At 43.5% G+C, this 19,979-nt stretch carries 18 protein-coding genes; 16 read left to right on the top strand and 2 right to left on the bottom strand.

What is annotated here, in order from left to right; translation table 11 throughout:
- Positions 1–645 precede the first annotated feature (645 nt).
- The 7 genes from B4C48_RS08750 to B4C48_RS08720 all read left to right on the top strand — a co-directional run bounded on the left by B4C48_RS08750 (position 646) and on the right by B4C48_RS08720 (position 8,849).
- The gene (locus B4C48_RS08750) at positions 646–1,596 is read left to right on the top strand and encodes an RluA family pseudouridine synthase (RefSeq protein ID WP_291355603.1); all 951 of its coding nucleotides are present in this window, start codon (positions 646–648) and stop codon (positions 1,594–1,596) included.
- Positions 1,597–1,940: 344 nt separating this feature from the next.
- A complete protein-coding gene (locus tag B4C48_RS08745) occupies positions 1,941–2,609 on the top strand; it encodes an HAD-IA family hydrolase (RefSeq protein WP_291355601.1) in 669 nt (222 codons plus the stop codon).
- Positions 2,610–3,266: 657 nt separating this feature from the next.
- Positions 3,267–4,064, top strand: a complete 798-nt coding sequence (locus B4C48_RS08740; RefSeq protein WP_291355599.1) for a fumarylacetoacetate hydrolase family protein — start codon at positions 3,267–3,269, stop codon at positions 4,062–4,064.
- 38 nt (positions 4,065–4,102) lie between these two features.
- Positions 4,103–4,999, top strand: a complete 897-nt coding sequence (locus B4C48_RS08735) for an acetaldehyde dehydrogenase (acetylating) (RefSeq protein WP_291355597.1) — start codon at positions 4,103–4,105, stop codon at positions 4,997–4,999.
- A gap of 11 nt (positions 5,000–5,010) precedes the next feature.
- On the top strand, positions 5,011–6,030 hold the full coding sequence (gene dmpG / locus B4C48_RS08730; RefSeq protein ID WP_291355595.1) for a 4-hydroxy-2-oxovalerate aldolase: 1,020 nt from the start codon (positions 5,011–5,013) through the stop codon (positions 6,028–6,030).
- A gap of 414 nt (positions 6,031–6,444) precedes the next feature.
- On the top strand, positions 6,445–7,698 hold the full coding sequence (locus B4C48_RS08725) for an OprD family outer membrane porin (RefSeq protein ID WP_291355593.1): 1,254 nt from the start codon (positions 6,445–6,447) through the stop codon (positions 7,696–7,698).
- A gap of 293 nt (positions 7,699–7,991) precedes the next feature.
- Positions 7,992–8,849, top strand: a complete 858-nt coding sequence (locus tag B4C48_RS08720; protein WP_291355591.1) for an alpha/beta fold hydrolase — start codon at positions 7,992–7,994, stop codon at positions 8,847–8,849.
- 57 nt (positions 8,850–8,906) lie between these two features.
- On the opposite strand, the gene B4C48_RS08715 is transcribed toward B4C48_RS08720, so the two are convergent.
- Both B4C48_RS08715 and hcaR read right to left on the bottom strand, forming a co-directional pair.
- On the bottom strand, positions 8,907–9,581 hold the full coding sequence (locus B4C48_RS08715; protein ID WP_291355889.1) for a DUF1345 domain-containing protein: 675 nt from the start codon (positions 9,579–9,581) through the stop codon (positions 8,907–8,909).
- A gap of 285 nt (positions 9,582–9,866) precedes the next feature.
- Positions 9,867–10,766: a DNA-binding transcriptional regulator HcaR gene (gene hcaR / locus B4C48_RS08710; protein WP_291355589.1), complete on the bottom strand. Its 900-nt coding sequence runs from the start codon at positions 10,764–10,766 to the stop codon at positions 9,867–9,869.
- Positions 10,767–11,048: 282 nt separating this feature from the next.
- Between hcaR and hcaE the strand changes: the two genes are divergently transcribed.
- From hcaE to B4C48_RS08665, 9 genes are all read left to right on the top strand, one after another.
- Positions 11,049–12,416, top strand: coding sequence for a 3-phenylpropionate/cinnamic acid dioxygenase subunit alpha (hcaE, locus tag B4C48_RS08705; protein ID WP_291355587.1), 1,368 nt, complete (start codon positions 11,049–11,051; stop codon positions 12,414–12,416).
- Positions 12,413–12,931: a 3-phenylpropionate/cinnamic acid dioxygenase subunit beta gene (gene hcaF / locus B4C48_RS08700; protein WP_291355585.1), complete on the top strand. Its 519-nt coding sequence runs from the start codon at positions 12,413–12,415 to the stop codon at positions 12,929–12,931. Before hcaE ends, hcaF begins: the two co-directional genes overlap by 4 nt.
- Positions 12,931–13,257, top strand: coding sequence for a 3-phenylpropionate/cinnamic acid dioxygenase ferredoxin subunit (gene hcaC / locus B4C48_RS08695; protein ID WP_067722172.1), 327 nt, complete (start codon positions 12,931–12,933; stop codon positions 13,255–13,257). The genes hcaF and hcaC overlap by 1 nt, the downstream gene beginning before the upstream one ends.
- A gap of 2 nt (positions 13,258–13,259) precedes the next feature.
- On the top strand, positions 13,260–14,075 hold the full coding sequence (gene hcaB, locus B4C48_RS08690; protein WP_092819094.1) for a 3-phenylpropionate-dihydrodiol/cinnamic acid-dihydrodiol dehydrogenase: 816 nt from the start codon (positions 13,260–13,262) through the stop codon (positions 14,073–14,075).
- A gap of 70 nt (positions 14,076–14,145) precedes the next feature.
- Positions 14,146–15,108: a 3-carboxyethylcatechol 2,3-dioxygenase gene (locus tag B4C48_RS08685; RefSeq protein WP_291355579.1), complete on the top strand. Its 963-nt coding sequence runs from the start codon at positions 14,146–14,148 to the stop codon at positions 15,106–15,108.
- Between the two features lie 11 nt (positions 15,109–15,119).
- Positions 15,120–16,352 (top strand): 3-phenylpropionate/cinnamic acid dioxygenase ferredoxin--NAD(+) reductase subunit, encoded by a 1,233-nt coding sequence (hcaD, locus tag B4C48_RS08680; RefSeq protein ID WP_291355577.1) that lies wholly within the window; start codon positions 15,120–15,122, stop codon positions 16,350–16,352.
- Between the two features lie 355 nt (positions 16,353–16,707).
- Entirely contained in the window at positions 16,708–17,610 is a 903-nt protein-coding gene (locus tag B4C48_RS08675; protein WP_291355575.1) for a DMT family transporter, read from the top strand.
- A 279-nt stretch (positions 17,611–17,889) separates the two neighbouring features.
- Positions 17,890–18,828: a cation diffusion facilitator family transporter gene (locus tag B4C48_RS08670; RefSeq protein ID WP_291355573.1), complete on the top strand. Its 939-nt coding sequence runs from the start codon at positions 17,890–17,892 to the stop codon at positions 18,826–18,828.
- Between the two features lie 75 nt (positions 18,829–18,903).
- Positions 18,904–19,959: an MBL fold metallo-hydrolase gene (locus tag B4C48_RS08665; RefSeq protein WP_291355571.1), complete on the top strand. Its 1,056-nt coding sequence runs from the start codon at positions 18,904–18,906 to the stop codon at positions 19,957–19,959.
- Positions 19,960–19,979 lie beyond the last annotated feature (20 nt).

Raw genomic sequence — 19,979 nt, 5'->3', positions numbered from 1 at the left:
TACCGGCCTTTTTTTGGGCTTCGGTTTTTGATTCACGTATTGAAGATGGCAATACGGCTTCAATCTTATAAACGATTAAAGTCACCTGAACGATTCACTGGCGGACAAACGGTGCATTAGATGTGAGTAACTTTCACTGTCACGTAGCTTTAAGATCGTCCCTTCATTAATTCATGATCGGGCGTCTTGATACGGAATTATCATCGTATCGGTGCTTTATGTGCAGATCCAATGCATCAACGTTGTAGCCTGAATGCGACTTCAGGTTGCGACTAATCTGATGTGTATCAGTTTACGTTTAAAAACCAACTAAGTTGGCGACATATTTTTTAGAACAAACTGATTTATGTACGAAGTACAATTAAACGCAACAGTTTGCTTTTTTGCCGATATAATAAGCCTTCGGCGTCGGCATATTCTTTAGGGACCTTTCCGTATTTAATGTGAATGGTGAAATTTAATCTTGAGCTTCAAAAAAGATTGAAGTAATTAAATTTTTTCACACTAACGGTGGTATCCGTGCGCTGACTATATCAAACCTTGCATCATCTGCCTATGGGCTAAGCTTATCTTTCTTGTGTAAAGCATAGCCTAAGTGATCAGTTTTTAATCAATTTTAGTATTTTTTTGGGTCATCGTAACTGTATGAATTCTACGCAAGAATGGCAAAGTGTCACTTGGTTTGAAGTGGACGAGCATCAATTGGGTCAACGGATCGACAATTTTTTATTTTCCAGACTCAAGGGTGTACCGAAAAGTCGGATTTATCGTTTAATCCGTGAAGGCCAGGTTCGGGTCAATAAAAAGCGCATTAAAGCAGAAACCAAACTGAATATTGGTGACCAGATTCGCGTGGCACCAATTCGCTATGAAGCTAAGGATGAAACGGCGGCACCGGTTTCGGACAAGGTTGCACAAAGCCTGTTAAGCCGTGTCGTGTATGAAGATGAAGGCTTGATGGTGATCAACAAGCCTTCAGGGATTGCCGTACATGGCGGCAGCGGTGTGGCTTATGGTCTGATTGAAGGACTGCGTGCAGCCACCGGTAAAAAATATCTGGAACTGATTCACCGTATTGACCGCGACACTTCGGGTCTGGTGATGATTTCTAAAAAGCGCAGTACCTTAAAAACATTGCAAGATTTATTGCGTGAACACAAAATTAAAAAGACTTATGCCGCGATTGTTAAAGGGCAGGTGAGTCTGGATAAACAGCTGATTGATGCACCTTTGCATCGCTATGAGCTGGCCAATGGCGAGCGTCGGGTTCGTGTTTCTAAAGAAGGTAAGGACAGTAAAACCCTATGGAATGTCGCAGAGCGTTTTATGCATGCCACTCTGGTGTATGCATCACCGCTTTCCGGTCGTACCCATCAGATTCGTGTGCATGGTTTAAGTATTGGTCATCCTTTAGTGGGTGATGAAAAATATGGTCATGAGACTGAATACAAGGGACCAAAGCCGCGCCGTTTGTGTTTACACGCGATGCGTCTGGAAATTCCGGGTTATCCAACCATTGAAGCGCCATTACCTGAAGATATGCAGAGTTTGGTGGCGCAGCTCAGAGCGCAGAAAAAAGATAAAGAGTCTTCTTGATTTTTAACTTCCCTCTCCTGAAGGTGAGGGTTAGGGAGAGGTGCGTGGAATGATATAGCCTCTTCTTATTATCTTGGCTTGAATTATTATCGCGTAGGCATAGCTTTACTTTTGACAGGGCAAAAGTAACAAAACCCTTTTGTTGATCTGATGGTGCATCCTGAACGAGCTTTAAGCATTGCTTTAAAGCGGAGTGCAAGACAGATCAACGGCGACATCCATGTCGCCATCGTGTATCAAATCCTTGTTATGATATATGCACCGAGATTGCTTCGTAATATCTCTCCTTTAATCAAGGAGGCATACGGCAGATTAAAAAATGAATCAAACATTGGAACTTAAACATGCAAAAACCTGTAGAACTGATTATTTTTGACTGGGATGGAACCTTATTTGATTCGGTCGGGCAGATTGTCGCGAGCTTGCAGTTTGCAGCGCAGCAGTTTCAACAACCTTTAACAGACGAGGTTGCAAAAAGCATTATCGGTTTAGGTTTGCCGGAAGTGGCGCAAGTCTTATTTCCTTCAGTTCCTGAATTGCATGCAGAAATTTTGCAGTGCTATGCCAATCACTATGTTGAAAATTCCAAAGAGGATGCCTGGTTTGAAGGGATTTCGGTGATGTTGCAGGAGTTAAAGGCACAAGAGGTGAAACTTGCGGTGGCGACAGGAAAAAGCCGTAAAGGTTTAGACCGCGTGCTTCATCAAACAGCCAGTGATGATTTGTTTGATGTGACCCGTGCAGCCAGCGAAACCAAGTCCAAGCCTGATCCGCTGATGCTGGTTGAAATTTTACAAGTCACCGGTGTTGCGGCTGAAAATGCCATTATGGTCGGTGATACCTCCTATGATTTAGAAATGGCACAAAATATTGCCATGCCGCGTATAGGGGTAAGTTATGGCGTGCATACACCTGAAGTGCTTGCCCGTTATAATCCGCTGGCCATTGCAGAAGATGTCGCCGATTTGCATCAGCTTTTGCTTAATCATGTCAATTTAAAACAGGCTGTTTAGACCCAATTCCATGTGTGAAAAGGAGGATTTTAGATTCTCCTTTTTTATTGTTGTTTCTTATTGCTATTTCATTTGATCTCATGATGACGGACACAAAAAATTGTCCTTGATAATGTTTGGTTGGCAAAGCTACAGATTTGTTTTGAGATCAAAATGTGTTTTTAACCAGTAGATCTGTATTCTGAAAAGGTCATGTGTAGTAGATAAAATGAAAATAAACCTGATCAATGCTTGGTATTTAAGATTATGATTTTAAAATAATTTTTATAATAACTCTTCGCTACAACAAATGGGTTGTATTAAAAGCAGGCAATTCATCTAGTCTTTTAGTCGTAGATGGATACTTAATTTATCAATCTGACAATTTCTGCTTAAGCCCATATAGAAAATTATTTTTATATTTAGTTCATATACTTGTTTTTGAAAAATAAAACCAAGCTAATTTATAGGAATTAGCTATTGTCATAAATAAAATAAGTATTGGCATAAAAACCGCAATTTTCCGATTCTAAAACTGTTTATACATATACGCGTTTGCCTAGATGGCAGCACCCATTTGCTGATGGCTTTGATCAGTGCATAGATTTTTTCTTGTTGTTCATCGCATTCCCATCGCTAACGGTATAAGTCCAATTTTTGCAGTTTAAGGAAACATTGATGTCGAATTCTGCTGTTGTTGAATCAGTTGCGCAAGCATTACGTGACGCTGAATTATCAAAAACTGCGATTGCACCTGTTCGCCCGCAACTTGGTGGTGAAAGTGCTGACGTGGATATCGCATACGCCGTTCAGGAAGTAAATACAGAGCGTGCATTATCTGAAGGTCGTCGTTTGGTTGGCCGTAAAATTGGTTTGACCTCTAAAGTTGTGCAAGCGCAGCTGGGTGTAGACCAACCGGACTTCGGTATGCTGTTTGCTGACATGGCTTATGGTGATGGCGAAGCGATTCCAGCGGGTCTATTGATTCAGCCAAAAGTTGAAGCAGAAATCGCGTTAATCATCAACAAAGATTTAACCCAAGAAAAACACACTTATGCAGACATTATTAGTGCCACTGAATATGCACTGCCTGCTGTAGAAGTGGTAGATAGCCGTATCGAAAACTGGAAAATCAGTTTAATTGATACTGTTGCAGATAACGCATCTTCTGCAGCTTATGTTCTGGGTTCACGTCCTGTGAAACTAGAAAATCTCGATCTTGTAAACTGCAAAATGACCATGAAACGCGGTGAAGAAATCGTGTCTCAAGGCGTTGGTAAAGCATGTCTTTCAAACCCATTAAATGCAGCTGTTTGGCTGGCCGATGAAATGGTACGTCGTGGCCGTCCTTTACTTGCAGGTGACATCATTTTAACAGGTGCGCTTGGGCCTATGGTTGTCGCCAACTCGGGTGACGAATTCCTGGTTGAAATTGAAGGTTTTGGTTCTGTAACTGCTGCATTCGCTGCTGAATAAGTCCAGATTTTAAGAGCGTTTTTTAAGAGAAATTGTTCATGAAAAAGATTAAATGTGCATTGATCGGTCCGGGGAACATTGGTACTGACTTGCTGTATAAATTACAACGTAGCGAATTTTTAGAGCCAGTATGGATGGTAGGTATTGACCCTACTTCTGAAGGTTTGGCGCGTGCTGCGAAAATGGGTTTGAAAACCACAAGTGAAGGTGTAGACGGTTTACTTCCTCACGTGATTGCAGATGACATCAAAATTGCATTCGATGCAACGTCTGCATATGTTCACGCTGAAAACAGCCGCAAGTTGAATGAGCTTGGTGTGTTGATGATTGACTTGACGCCTGCTGCGATCGGTCCTTTCTGCGTTCCACCTGTAAACCTTGAAGCTTTGTTAGACGCGGGCGAAGTCCCAAACGTGAATATGGTGACTTGTGGCGGTCAGGCAACCATTCCTATGGTTGCAGCAATTTCACGTGTTCAGCCGGTTGAATATGGTGAAATCATTGCCACTGTATCGACTAAATCAGTCGGTCCAGGTACACGTAAAAACATTGATGAATTCACGCGTACTACAGCTGGTGCGATTGAAAAAGTCGGCGGTGCAAAAGCGGGTAAAGCGATCATCATCATTAACCCTGCAGAGCCACCACTGATGATGCGTGACACGGTTCACTGCCTGGTTGAAGGTACGCCAGATCAGGCTGCAATCACAGAATCTGTGCATGCGATGATCCTCGAGGTTCAAAAATACGTACCGGGTTACAAACTGGTCAACGGTCCAGTATTTGATGGTAACCGTGTTTCAATCTTCCTGGAAGTTGAAGGTCTAGGCGATTACCTGCCTAAATATGCCGGTAACCTCGACATTATGACTGCAGCAGCTGCGCGTACCGCAGAAATGTTTGCAGAACGTGTTTTAAACTCAGTTGAAGCATAAGGAGCATCTTCATGTCTAAGATTATTATTAATGATATGACTTTACGTGATGGCATGCACCCTATGCGCCATCAAACTACACCTGAACAAATGGTTGCCATTGCAACTGCTTTGGATGATGCAGGTGTACCTTTAATCGAAGTCACACACGGTGACGGCCTTGGCGGTAACTCTGTAAACTACGGTTTCGCTGCTGCAACTGATGAAGAATACCTGAAAGCGGTGATTCCAAACCTGAAACAGGCAAAAGTATCTGCACTTTTACTGCCGGGTATCGGTACGGTTGATCACTTGCAAATGGCACATGATGTAGGTGTGGCAACAATCCGTGTTGCAACGCATTCTACTGAAGCCGACGTTTCTGAACAGCACATTACTGCTGCGCGCAAACTGGGAATGGACACTGTGGGCTTCTTGATGATGGCGCACATGGCGACTCCAGAAAAGCTGCTTGAAGAAGCGCAGAAAATGGTGTCTTACGGTGCCAACTGTATCTATGTAACAGATTCTGCAGGTTACATGCTTCCTCAAGATGTGACTGACCGCGTAGGTATTTTACGTGCCAACCTGGGTTCAGACATCGAAATCGGTTTCCATGGTCACCATAACCTGGGTATGGGTGTTGCCAATTCTGTATCTGCCGTGACTGCCGGTGCAACACGTGTTGACTTGGCTTCTGCCGGTTTGGGTGCAGGTGCAGGTAATACACCGCTTGAACTGTTTGTTGCGGTAGCGAACCGTATGCAAATGGAGACAGGTGTGGACTTATTTAAAGTACAAGACGTTGCAGAAGATCTGATCATCCCAATGATGACTCATCAGATCCGTGCGGACCGTGATGCAGCGACTTTGGGTTATGCGGGTGTTTATTCTTCATTCCTGTTGTTCGCTAAACGTGCTGAAGCGAAATATGGCGTTTCTGCGCGTGAAATCCTGATGGAACTTGGTCGTCGTGGCACTGTTGGCGGTCAGGAAGACATGATTGAAGATTTGGCATTGACCATGTCTAAAGCTAAAGAAGCAACTGCTTAATTTATTTTAAGTTAAAGCTAAAAAAGCGTCCATAAGGACGCTTTTTTTATAGCTAAGTATTTATTTTATAGATAAGAAATATCATATCATAGGTATATTATATTAATATAATCAATTGCTTAAGTAGTGTACAGCTCGGGTTAAACTTAAAAACGATTAGTCATTTTTTTAAAGCATTCTAAAAAGTTAATTTTGATAAAAACAGACACTGGAACAAGGCTTTAAAAGTAATGGAATAAATTTTGAGTGAAATATCTTATTGTTTAAAGTTCTTAAGGAAATAAAGAGGCTCCATTTAAAATTAAAAAAATAACGGTAAGTGGTTGCAATCTTAAGACTCTGGTCGGATTTTTTTTCATAGAATAGTTCAGCATGATGGCGCCATAGCTTGATTTGATTACTAGGAATTCAGCCATGCGTCGTCAAAATTTATGGATAGCAATGCTTGCTGCGACAGCAACTTTAGGGACAACTGCATCTTATGCAGATTTTGTTGACGACAGCCAAGTGCAACTTAAATTTAAAAACTTTTATCTCGACCGTCAGTATGCGGACCTTCCGCAAAATAACTGGGGTTCATGGTCTCAAGGCATCACACTGGATGCAAAATCGGGTTATCAGGATATCGGTGGCGGTATTCAGGTCGGTGCCGATCTTTTGGTTCAGCATGCATTTAAGTTAAACGGTCGTGATAAGAATCCGGACTGGGTCTTGCCGCATGATGGCAAAGAGTCGAAAGACAACTTTGGTAAAGTCGGTGCAACCTTAAAAGCCAAAGTGTCACAAACTGAATTAAAAGTGGGTGAATTATTACCGGTATCTCCAGTACTGGTTTTTGATCCATCGCGTCAGTTGCTAACCACTTATAGCGGTGCATGGTTGGAATCGAAAGACCTTAAAGATACCAAGTTAACCCTGGCGTATATTGACGGCATTAACAACCGTTATGACAACCAGTTCCGTGATTTAACCAAATTTGCCCCACCTGCGTATGACAATGGTGCCAAAGCGGATGGTATGTATATTGCCGGTGTGGATCACCAGTTCACGCCAGAAATTGGGGGCAGCTACTGGTATGCCGATGTTAAAGATATTTATCAGCAACATTATGTCGGTACTGCTTACAAAACCAAGCTGGGTGAAAAAGCCAAACTAGACAGCCACATCCGTTACTTTGACAACTCGGAGTCAGGTGACAAGCTGTATGGTGATATTGATAACCAGGCTTTGTCGGTTGCTGCAAAAGTGAATTACGGTTCACATACGGTTGGCTTGGGTTACCAGCAAATGTTTGGCGATTCAGCATTCCCGACCTTAGGTGGCTGGGTGCCGCAGCCTTACCTGACCAACTGGGGGGTAGCGACCTTTACCAATCCGGATGAAAAATCATGGGGCTTCACTTATGCTTATGACTTCTCTGAATTGGGTGCCAAAGGCTTAAATGCCACTGCAGTGTACTTCACCGGTTCAGATGCTGAGGTAAAAACTCAGACCGGTATTTTGAAAGATCAGAAATCAGATGAGCTGAATTTGATCCTTAATTACACTGTTCCAGAAGGAAAACTGAAAGGTTTAGGCTTCCAGGCGATGTATATCGATACTGATTTTGACTGGAAATCAGACCTGAAAGAGTACCGTGTAGCAACGACTTATACCTATAAGTTCTGATTAAGCAGTGCAATAAAAAAGCGACTTTAGATAAGTCGCTTTTTTAATGTATAAAACGCTATTTTGTTATTAAATACCTTGAGAAAATTAAGGGTTTTAATTTTTAATAAATTATTTAAAAACAAATATTTAAATTATCGTTTTTTTATAGTATTTGATCGTAAATTTGTATCAGTTGAGCGGGTTTGAACAGGTAAGATAAGACTGTAAAAAGTAAATTTCACTGAGTCAACTTGACGTTAAATTCTGAATAGAGATGGAAACGCAAGCTAAAGACTGTACGAGGAGTATGTATGAGCACTGTTCAAATCCCTGAATATACAACAGATCCATTCTTTGGCTTAGAAGACAAATGGATTGAAACAGCAGAAGGTGAGTTGACTCACTATCACGAAGTGGGTGAAGGTACTCCAATTTTGTTCTTGCACGGTTCAGGTACCGGTGTATCTGCTGCGGCAAACTGGTGGTTAAACCTGCCATCAATTGGTGAACAGGCACGTTGTATCGCGATTGATACCATTGGTTATGGTCAAACTGTAGTGGCTCCAAATACTGCTTATGGTATCCGTGCCTGGGTAGATCATGCGGTTCGTACTTTAGATGCACTTGGCATTGAAAAAACCTGGTTAGTGGGTAACTCTTTGGGCGGCTGGTTAGCATTCCAGATGGTACTTGATTACCCTGAACGTGTATTGGGTATTGTGTCTATGGGTACTGGCGGTGCGAAACAGACTGCTGCACTGAAAGCGCATGCGAACCCAGTTCTTACAGAAGAAGGGATCAAGAAAACGCTTTCAATGTTCGTCGTGAACAAAGACCTGATTACTGATGAACTGGTGAAAGTACGTTTTGCTTCTGCTGCAAATGACTATGCATCAAATCGTTTGATGGATGTGGTTGGCGCACGTGACCGTGACCGTTTCGAATTCCCACTCGACTTCGAAAAAATGAAAGACATCACTGTGCCTGTATTGTTAATTCACGGTACTCAGGACGTGGTGATTCCGGTATCACGTACTTGGGATATCTTGAACATTGTACCAAATGCTGATGCGCACATTTTCAGCCAATGTGGTCACTGGTCTCAAGTTGAAAAAGCTGAAGAGTTCAATACTGTCATTAAAAACTATTTAACTGCTCGTGGCGTTTAATCCCGCTATATAGCAAATAAAAAGGGTGACTTCGGTCATCCTTTTTTTATGGGCATATTAAGGGCTAATAAAATTCGCTGCGACATTGATGGTGATGGCTAGAATGGTGGTATTAAAGCCGTAAGCCAGAAGCAGGTGCAAAGTGTTTAATACCCGCATTGCGGAATGGGTAATGGAAACATCGGCAGTTTGCGCGGAAGTCCCCACGATATAACTAAAATACAAAAAGTCGGGATAAGTCGGTTTAGGGGTTTTGGGAAAATCCAGCCCACCTTCATTATGCCTGTCTAATGCCAGATAGAAGTCATGCGCATAATGAATCGCGAAAATGGTATGCATCAGAAACCAGGCCGAGGTAATGGTCACCATGGATAAGATTAAATGACCCGTTCGAATTATAGTATTGTTAGGCAAATTATTGACTTCAATAATAATTGCAATGAAGCAAATAATTAAGGTCAGCAGAACTAGAAAAAGAATCAGCCATTTGCTGGCATCTTGCTGTTTGGCCCGCTGCAGGATGTGGGCATGGTCAATGTGCCAGAGTTTTTTAAAGGTGAAAAATAAATAACTATAGATCGTAAGATTCCAGCTCAGTAAAACACAGGTCGACCAGTGCCAGGCGGTCATCAACTGAAAACCAAGATACAGCACAGCAATAACGGGAAAGGTCAGAAAGAAATAAAGATGGTGCTGAATTCCTGTTTTTATACGCAGTAGTAGATGCATAATGCTCAAGCCTTTATCGTTGTTCTTGTTTTTTAAGATTTTAATAAGCTGTCAGAAAATTTATTAGACTTAAGTTGTAATTTTAGCTAATCCTGTATTGGTTATAAATAGTGAAAAGAAAAGTTATGAGTTATTTCCTATTAAGACTGCTGCAATGATATGAAAAAAGAGTAAGACTTAAGTCTAAGCCGGGTTAAAAATACACAAATTGAAATAAAAAAAAGCCCCATTATTTATTAGCAAAATAATGGTGGCTTCAATCCGGTGCAAAAGTGTAAAAAAGTTTTTTTAAGTGCGGTTAATGTTTAGATAAAACACATGGGTCAGCAATTCAATAAATTTCTTTACAGCGACAGAACTGCTGTTTTTATGGTAGCTCACATACAGGTCAAGGTAAGGCAGTTCCACATCCAAGGCACGAATCACGGTATTGTTCATGGTTAGCGGGGCTACATAACCCGGCAGGATGGTACAGCCGAGGCCCATTCCTACAGAGTTGATATTAAACAGGATGTTGTCGGCTTTTTGCACAATATTGAATTCAATCCCGTTGGCATGGGCAAAATCCATAATGGCATTATGCAGCGTTAAAGACTGTTCCGCAGCAGGAATAATAAAATCGATGCCGTTCAATTCCTTAACCGGAATGCACTCATATTTAGCCAAAGGATGGTTTTCCGGCAAAATAAAAATCAAAGGTTCGCGCAGTACGAACAGGCTTTCAATTTCATCACTGTTAAAGTTGTGTCGGGTAAAGGTGACATCCAGTTCGCCTTTTTTCAGCAACTTCATTTGTTCATTGTTGTTTAAGCTGAGCAAATCAATTTTTAAATCAGGATTTTGCACGCGTAAATTCGGTAGCACATAAGGGAAAATTTTCATTTCCGCAACCGGCACAAAACCAATGCGTAGCATTTGCTGTTTGGCTTGTGACACCTGACGTGCCATGGCAATGGCTTTGTCTGCTTGGGCCAGGGTTAAACGGGCTTGTTCAAGAAATACGGCACCTTCTTCGGTCAGCTCAACCTTGCGTTTAGTACGATAAAGCAGTTTTACCCCAACATCTTCTTCCAGATCTTTAATTTGCTGGCTTAAAGAGGGTTGAGCGGTATAAAGCTTTAAGGCAGCTTTACTGAAGTTAAGTTCTTCTGCAACGGTGATAAAATAGCGTAGGTGTCGTAATTCCATATAACTCGTCCAAAAGAGTAATCCAAAAAATGTCTTACTATATTTTTGTAGCAGTATAATCTATAAACAACTATTAGGTGAAGATTATTCTGTCATTTAGAAAATAAATGATCTTGCGTTTTCTATTAGTGTTTAAATATATAAAGCACCATTTTGAATAATCCATAAAATATCTTAATTGAAACAAAAAAAATATTTCACCAAAACTGGCTAAAAATCCATTATCGCTGAAAAGTTGAGTCTATTTACTTTGTGCCATTACTGGTCACAGGAGAGCTTTTCATGAGTGGAAAAATTGATGTGCGCGAAATCGACGCTTTAGTCGATGCACAAAATGGACGTATCTCGCCGTCGATCTATACTGACCCAGATCTATATGAATTAGAACTTGAACGTGTGTTCGGTCGTACCTGGTTGTTCCTTTGTCATGAAAGCCAAATTCCTAAGGCTGGTGACTTCTTCAATACCTATATGGGTGAAGATCCAATCATTGTGGCACGCCAAAAAGATGGCTCAATCAAAGCATTCTTAAACCAGTGCCGTCACCGCTCTATGCGTGTGAGCTTCGCAGACTGTGGTAATACCCGTGCATTCACTTGCCCATACCACGGCTGGTCTTACGGTATTGATGGTTCACTTAAAGACATCCCGCTTGAAGAGCGTGCTTTCCCGCAAGGCGCATGCAAAGAGCAATGGGGTCTGGTTGAAGTGAACCGTGTGAAGTCATACAAAGGCTTGATCTTCGGATGCTGGGATGAAACCACTCCAGATCTAGAAGAATACATGGGTGATATCGCATGGTACTTAGATGGCGTACTTGACCGTCGTCCGGGTGGTACTGAAATCATCGGTGGTGTACACAAATGGGAAATCGAGTGTAACTGGAAATTTGCTGCTGAACAGTTTGCATCTGACCAATATCACGCATTGTTCTCTCACGCATCTGCCATTCAAGTATTGGGTGCAAAACCTGATGACGAATCATCTAAGAAATTAGGCGCTGCGCAAACGGCTCGTCCAGTTTGGGAAACAGCGAAAGACGCGATCCAGTACGGTTCACGCGGTCACGGTTCAGGCTTCTTCTTCACAGAAAAACCAGATGCTAACGTTTGGGTTGACGGTGAAGTGGCGAACTACTTCCGTGAAACTTTTGAGGAAGTGAAAGAACGTCTTGGTGAAGTTCGTGCCTTACGTCTTGCAGGTCACAACACCATGTTCCCGACATTGTCTTGGTTGAACGGTACGGCAACACTTCGCGTATGGCACCCACGTGGTCCAAACAAAACTGAAGTTTGGGCATTCTGTATTGCCGATGCTGAAGCGTCTCAGGAAGTGAAAGAAGCATTTGAACGTTCTGCGACTCGTGCTTTCGGTCCTGCCGGTTTCCTAGAGCAAGATGACTCTGAAAACTGGATCGAAATCCAAAAAGTTTTACGTGGTTATAAAGCACGTAAAAACCGCTTAATCATGGAAATGGGTAAAGGCAACGAGAAAGTACGTGAAGACGGCATTCCGGGTATCACCAACTATATTTTCTCTGAAACTGCAGCACGTGGCATGTATCGCCGCTGGGCAGATTTATTGATCCATGAAAAATGGGAAGACGTGGAAAAAGCAGCTGACGAATATGAGAAGGAGCTTATGAAATGAGTCAAATCAGCTTAGAACTTCATCACCAAATTAGTCAGTTCCTGTATCGCGAAGCAAAATTGCTGGACGACTGGAAATTCCGCGACTGGTTAGCAGTACTGGCTGAAGATATTTCTTATACGCTACGTACGACACCAAACGCTCAAACTCGTGACCGTCGTCGTTCGATCGAGCCACCGACAACTTGGGTATTTAACGATACCAAAGACTTGCTGGAACGCCGTGTTGCGCGTCTGGAAACCGGTATGGCATGGGCTGAAGAACCTCCTTCACGTACTACTCATATGGTTTCAAACGTGATCGTTGAGCCAACTGAGACTGAAGGTGAATACGACGTTTACGTTACGTACTTGTTGTACCGTACCCAGAAAGAGAAAGATGTCACCATCTACTGTGGTAAGCGTCACGACAAGATCCGCAAAGTCGACACTGAACAAGGTTTCCAGATCTTTAACCGTAAGATCACCCTTGATCAGGTGACTTATAACTCACATAACCTGAGTGTGTTCTTCTAATGAATAAGATTTTTGTTTGCCAAGTTGATGAATTAGACGAAGGCGAAGCATTGAAAGTAGATTGCGGCGTGAATGGTATTGAAGCGCTTGCAGTGTTCAACAATGGCGGTGAGTTCTTTGCAATGAATGACCGTTGTTCACATGGTAACGCTTCTATGTCAGAAGGTTATCTGGAAGATGACGGTACTGTAGAGTGCCCGCTTCATTCAGCACGTTTCTGTTTGAAAACTGGTGAAGCATTATGTTTACCAGCAACTGATCCAATCAAAACCTTCCCGGTGATTGTTGAAGATGGTCAGTTATTTGTAGAGATGGCAGGAGAGTAATCATGGGTTGGCTACAAGGCGAAGTTGCACTTATCACGGGTGGTGGTTCAGGACTCGGCTGGGCACTGGTTGAGCGTTTCCTTGAAGAGGGTGCGCAAGTTGCCGTATTGCAACGTTCACAGGCTAAAGTTGATGCATTGAAAGAACATTTCGGTGATCGGGTTTTAGCAATTGCCGGTGACGTAGCCAGCTATGAAGACAACGTCCGCGCAGTCAATGCAACAGTTGAGCGCTTTGGCAAACTTGACTGTTTCGTCGGTAATGCCGGTATCTGGGATCACTATGCTGATATCGTCAATACCTCTGGTGAGCAGCTGGAAAAAGCCTTTGACGAGATTATGGGCATTAACACCAAGTCTTTAATTCTTGGTGCGAAGGCTGCGCTGGATGCATTGATAGCTTCTGAAGGTTCTATCATATTTACTTTGTCTAATTCTGCGCTGTACTCGGCAGGCGGAGGCCCTGTATACACAGCATCCAAGCATGCCGGTGTCGGGATTATGAAAGAACTGGCTTATGAGCTTGCGCCTAAAGTACGAGTGAACGCGGTTGCGCCATCAGGTATGAATGTCAATATCAAAGGTGCGGCATCACTGGGTCAGGAAAATCTTGGTCTGCTTGATGCGCGTGATCCTGAGAAAATTGCACGTGGCATGCCACTGAACTTCTTGCCTGAACCGGAAGATATGACTGGTTCATACGTGCTGTTGGCATCTCGTCAAAACAACCGTCCTTTGACCGGTGTTTTAATTAACGCTGAATGTGGTCTGGGTATTCGTGGTTTACGTCAGCCACGTGCAGGTTTCTTTGACGAATAAAATTCAGTCTGAAATGTAATGGACTTACTCGGTAGCCTGTTCTGGGCTACCTTCCGTTCTGGAGTCTCTCATGGCCGTTAAACTTATTTGTGCTTCGCACAGCCCATTAATGGAATTTGCTTCACCGCAAGAACAACGTCAAGAACAAGCTGTTCGTGATGCGTTTGAAAAGCTTGCTGCGGAAGTCAAAGCTTACGACCCAACCCTGATCATCACTTTTGGTCCTGACCATTTTAATGGCTTCTTCTATGACCTGATGCCAAGTTTCTGTGTCGGCATTCGTGCCACAGCAGCAGGCGATTGGGATTATGGTAAAGACAATGCCAAAATCAATGTACCTGAAGAAACAGCGCTGAACCTGGTTCGTCGCGTGCTGGATGAAGGTGTTGATGTTGCTTATTCATATCGTATGCAAGCCGACCATGGTGTGACTCAGCCTTTACATTTCTTGTGTGGCGGTCAGCTGGATCGTTACCCAACCATTCCAGTATTTATCAATGGTGCTGCAGCACCAATGCCAACCACCAAGCGTACTGTGGCTTTGGGTCGTGCAGTTGGTCAGTTCATCAAGTCTTTAAACCTTGAAAATGAGCGTGTGCTTGTTTTGGGTACCGGTGGTCTTTCACACGATCCACCGACTCCGCAAATGGGTTCTGTACCACCAGAAGTGGAAGAGTTCCTGATTGCAGGTCGTAACCCAACTGCTGAAGCACGTAACGCACGTCAGTCCAAGATTATTGCTGTGGGTCAGAAACTGGCAGCAGGTGATAAATCTGTTGCAGTACCGTTGAACCCTGAGTGGGATCGCGCATTGCTGGAAACGTTTGCCAAAGCAGACTTTGCCGCCATTGAAGCGATGACCGAAGCTGAAATTCGTGTTGAAGGTGGTCGCGGTGGTCAGGAAGTCCGTTCCTGGATGGCTGCATTTGCTGCATTACATGAAGTGGGTGAGTACGAAATGACAACTCACTGCTACGAAGACATTAGTGAGTGGATTGCGGGCTTCGGCATCGTATCTGCAGAATTGAAATAAGGATTAAACCCATGAGCCAAAATGCTATCGAAACCATCGTGATCGTCGGTGCTGGTCAAGCTGGTGCTAGCGCCATTTTAGAACTCCGTGCCAACAAATACGAAGGCAAAATCATTTTGGTGGGTGATGAAACACATCTGCCTTATGAACGTCCGCCTTTGTCTAAAGACGTGATTCTAAAACCAGAAGACACTAAAATCGAAATTCTGTCAGAACAAAAACTGGCAGATTTAGGCGTTGAGCATATTCGCGGTAATGGTGTGGTGAAAATCAATGCCGACGCGAAAACGGTTGAACTTAAAAATGGCGACGTTATTGCTTATGACAAGCTGCTTCTTGCTACCGGTGGTGCAGCACGCCGTTTACCGAACTTCGATGCTTTGGGTAAACACGTTTATACGCTACGTAACCTTGAAGATTCTCAAGCGCTGGTTCCTGTGCTTCAACCGGGCCGCCGTTTGATTCTGATCGGTGGTGGTGTAATCGGTCTTGAGTTAGCATCATCTGCACGTTTCAAAGACTGTCAGGTGACTGTGATTGAAATGGGTCCTATGGTGATGGGCCGTTGTTCACCACGTATCTTGAGTGAATTTCTGCTTGAGCAACATCGTCAAAATGGTGTGGATGTCCGTCTTTCAACTGCAATTGCAGATTGCCGTTTAGAGGGTGAAGAAGTTGTGGTTAGCCTTGAGGGTGGTGAACAACTTCATGCCGACGCGGTGGTTTACGGGATCGGGATTGTGCCAAACGCACAGCTTGCGGTAGATGCAGGTCTGGACGTTGATGTCGCGATTAAAGTCAATGAACATTGCCAAACCTCGAATGCTGACATTTATGCAGCAGGCGACGTGGCGACTCAGCTTCGTGACTGTGGTAATCACCGCCGCGTTGAAACCTGGGAAAATGCCAACCTGCAGGCAGGCATTTTCGCACGTCACGTGATGGGCGTTGAACATCCGAAAGCTAATCCGGCCTGGTTCTGGACTGATCAGCTGAATATCAACTTCCAGTTTGTTGGTGATATGGCAGCAGCTGAGTGGCAGATCCGTGGTGAAATGGATGCAGCCAAAGGTGCAGACAATTCATTCGTGATGTACGGTGTAACGGATGGTCTAATCGTTGCGGGTATTACGGTCAATGCCGCAAAAGAAATGCGTCATTTGAAGAAAATGATCAGCAAAAATACCGCTTTTGAAGCTGAAAAACATTTAGATATCGCACAAGACTTACGCAAAATTGCTTAAGTTTTGTTGAGATATTTTTGGACAGACCTATGTTTTGCATAGGTCTGTTTTTTTATGTTTATCGAATATTATCTATATGATCACTACCTCAAGTTTCAGTTTTGGTTTGTATTACTTTGCGTAGGTAATGCCTCACTTTTGAGAGATCAAAAGTGACAAAAATCTTTTGCTAAACTGAGGATATGTTCATATATCCCAGTTTAGCGGCGGCATCCATGCCGCCTCCAATGTAGTCGATAAAGGGAAGGACAATAGTTTGTCTTAAACTTTATTAGTCACTAGCTGTGCGAGTAGCTCCAGACCTGAATAGTGGGTTTCAGGTTGAGTAGTTAGAACAATCAAATTTGAGAATGAAATGAAATCATCATTGCCGGTCACGGCAAGTATTTACGCTTTACTGGTACTTATCTGGGCGATGACTCCGCTGGCGATTGTCTGGAGCGTGCAGGAGATTCACCCGATGTGGGTGCTGATCATCCGTTATTTTGGCGCATCCATTATCGCTTTGTTCCTTTTAAAGCTGATGCGTGACCCGTTGCCGTTTGATCAGACTTCTTTAAAAAGTTATGTCGCGGGGAGTCTGAATTTAATTGGTGCACAGCTGTTTATCTATCTTGCAGCGAATTATCTGACTTCAGGTTTAATGGCGCTGATTTTTGGTTTTTCACCTTTAATTGCCGGCTTGATTGGGCATGTGATTTTAAAAACGCAAAAGCTGATTGCACTGCAATGGTTGGGTATGGCGATTGCGGTTTCAGGCCTGACCTTTGTCTTTGCCGACTCGGCAGACAGCAAGATTAATCCCTGGGGTGTAGTATTGATGCTGATCAGTATGGTGTCTTATATCAGCTCGATCTTCTGGGTTAAACAGATTAATGCGCCACTGAAACCGATGTCTCAGGCGACCGGTTCATTGATTGTCTCTGCTTTAGGTTCGATGCTAATTATTCCGTTTATTTGGCAGCATTTTCCAACGGCTATGCCAAGTGGACGTGCCATGATTGGCTTTGTCTTCACCATGATCATGTCATCCATCGTGGCGATGCTGTGCTACTTCTGGCTGATTAAACGCTTGAATGCCTCGACCGTGTCGTTAAGTAATGTCATGACGCCGGTAATTGCCTTGGTGTTGGGAGCAACCCTGAACAGTGAACATATCAGTCCGAATGCTTTTATCGGCATTGCGGTGGTGATGTGCGGGATTGTGATGTATTTCTGGAAAGAATGGCGAGAGCAGTATTTTTCTAAACTGCGTTAATATTGCAGGACAAACAAGATGAAAAAAGGAAGCTTCGGCTTCCTTTTTTGCTTAGATTGGAATTTGGCTGAATCAAGAAAAATGTCTGGTATTTCACGGCAGTTTTTCACATGACCTATCTAAAAATTAACTGGCGAAACAATCAACAGTTGCGCTAAAAACAACAAAAGCATAAACAACTAGAACAATGACATTGGGTAGTATGGAATAAGTTGTAAAATCAAATAGATCTATTTGATAACAATAAGGCTTGGCAAAAAATGCTTAGGACAAATTTGAATGTCTGATTCGAATAAGATAGTAGTTTATGCGGCACTGGCAGGTAATCTGGCGATTGCTTTGGTCAAGTTTGTCGCGGCATATATCACCAATAGTTCGGCCATGCTCAGTGAGGCAATTCACTCGGTTGTGGACACATTGAACGAAATTTTGCTGCTTTACGGCATGAAGAAATCGCAACAGCCCGCCAATGTCAGGCACCCGTTTGGTTATGGACGTGAACTGTATTTCTGGGCCTTTATTGTGGCGTTAATGGTCTTTGCTTTGGGTGCCATTGTGTCGATTTATCAGGGTATACAGCACGTGTTGCAGCCTGAAGAAATGCAGAATCCTACTATTAACTATATTGTTTTAAGCATTGCCATTGTATGTGAAGGCATCTCCTGGTTTGTAGCGCTAAAAGCTTTTCGCAAGATCAAAGGTGAGCAAGGTTACTTCGAGGCTTTTCGCCGCAGCAAAGACCCCACCACCTTTACCGTTCTGTTTGAAGATACAGCCGCTTTATGTGGCCTGTTTATTGCCTTGATCGGGATTTATCTGGCTCACGCCTTAAATATTCCCGAACTGGATGGTGTGGCTTCTATCTTGATTGGTATTGTACTGGCAGTATCTGCTATTTTATTAGCCCGTGAAACCAAGGGCTTATTGCTGGGTGAAACGGCTGATCCACTGTTACGCAATGATATCTTGCTGATAGCTCAGGAAGATGAGGCGGTACAGTCGGCCAATGGTGTGCTGACTGAACAGATCGGTGCGCATCAGGTGCTGGCATCGTTAAGTCTTGAGTTTGAAGACAATTTAAGTTCGGATGACATTGAAGCTTGTGTCAACAGAATTGAAGCGAAAATCAAACAGATTCATCCAGAAATTGTGGCATTGTTTATCAAACCGCAAACTAAACAGGTGTGGTTGGAACGTATGAAAGGACGTTTGGAATAAAACGTGATATATATGGCGCAACATTCAAAATATCGGATTTTGAATGTTTAGGTCACTCTAAGAAATTGAATGTACATGAAGCAGAAGCCTGAGCAATTACACTTTCAACTCCCGACCAAAACATGCTGGTCACATACCTGGCGTCAGCCTTCATTTCAGTTTATGCATTCGAATCATCATAATGGTGAGCGATTCGTCAATGCTTTACCTCGACCGGAAGGACCTGGCCGCGCCGATATGATCAAATGGCTGCTCAGCCGAAAATCATCCACCTGGAATGTCGATATTGATAAAGAACGTGCCGAATTCCATGCCACCAAACGGGCACTTCCACAAGATCGTCCCGAGGCCAGCATTGACGATTGGCAAGTGTGGTTTGTCGGGCATGCCACGGTACTTTTACAGATTGGGCCGTATAACCTGCTCACCGATCCGGTCTGGTGTGAATATGCCAGTCCGAAGCAGGGCAAAGGTCCGAAACGGGTCATTCCTGCGGGAATTGCTCTAGAAGAACTGCCGACCATCCATGCGGTGCTGCTCAGTCATAATCATTATGACCATATGGATCTGGCCAGTCTGGAATGGCTGCATAATAAATTTGCCATGCCGATTTACACCGGACTGGGCAACGCCTGGTATTTGCCGAAAAGTTTCCATGTGCTGGAAATGGACTGGTGGCAATCGTCCTTATTGCATGATTTAAAAATTATCTATACTCCGGCACAACATTTTTCCGGCCGGGGTTTGCGCGATCACAGCCGGGCACTGTGGGGCGGTTTTTCAGTGCTTGCCGGGCAAGATCATTGTTTCTTTGCCGGAGATACTGGCTATTCACCCCATTTTAAGGAAATTCAAAGCCGGTTAGGTCGACCGCGTGTATCTTTGTTGCCGATTGGCGCCTACGAGCCGCGTGAGCTGATGAGTTATATGCACATGAATCCGCAGGAGGCTTTTCAGGCGCATCAGGATTTACATTCAAAGTGTTCACTGGCGATTCATTATCGAACCTTTCAGCTGACCGATGAAAGTCGCGAACAGCCTGAGATTGATTTAAAAGTGGCGATGAAAAATACCTCCAAATTGATGACGCCGTTTTACTGCGTTCGTGAAGGGCGCCGTCTGGTGGTTTGATCTTGTTTAAGATGATTTTT

The organism is Acinetobacter sp. UBA3106 (genome assembly GCA_002365595.1).
GTDB lineage: Bacteria > Pseudomonadota > Gammaproteobacteria > Pseudomonadales > Moraxellaceae > Acinetobacter.
This window is presented reverse-complemented; position numbering and strand designations above follow the sequence as displayed.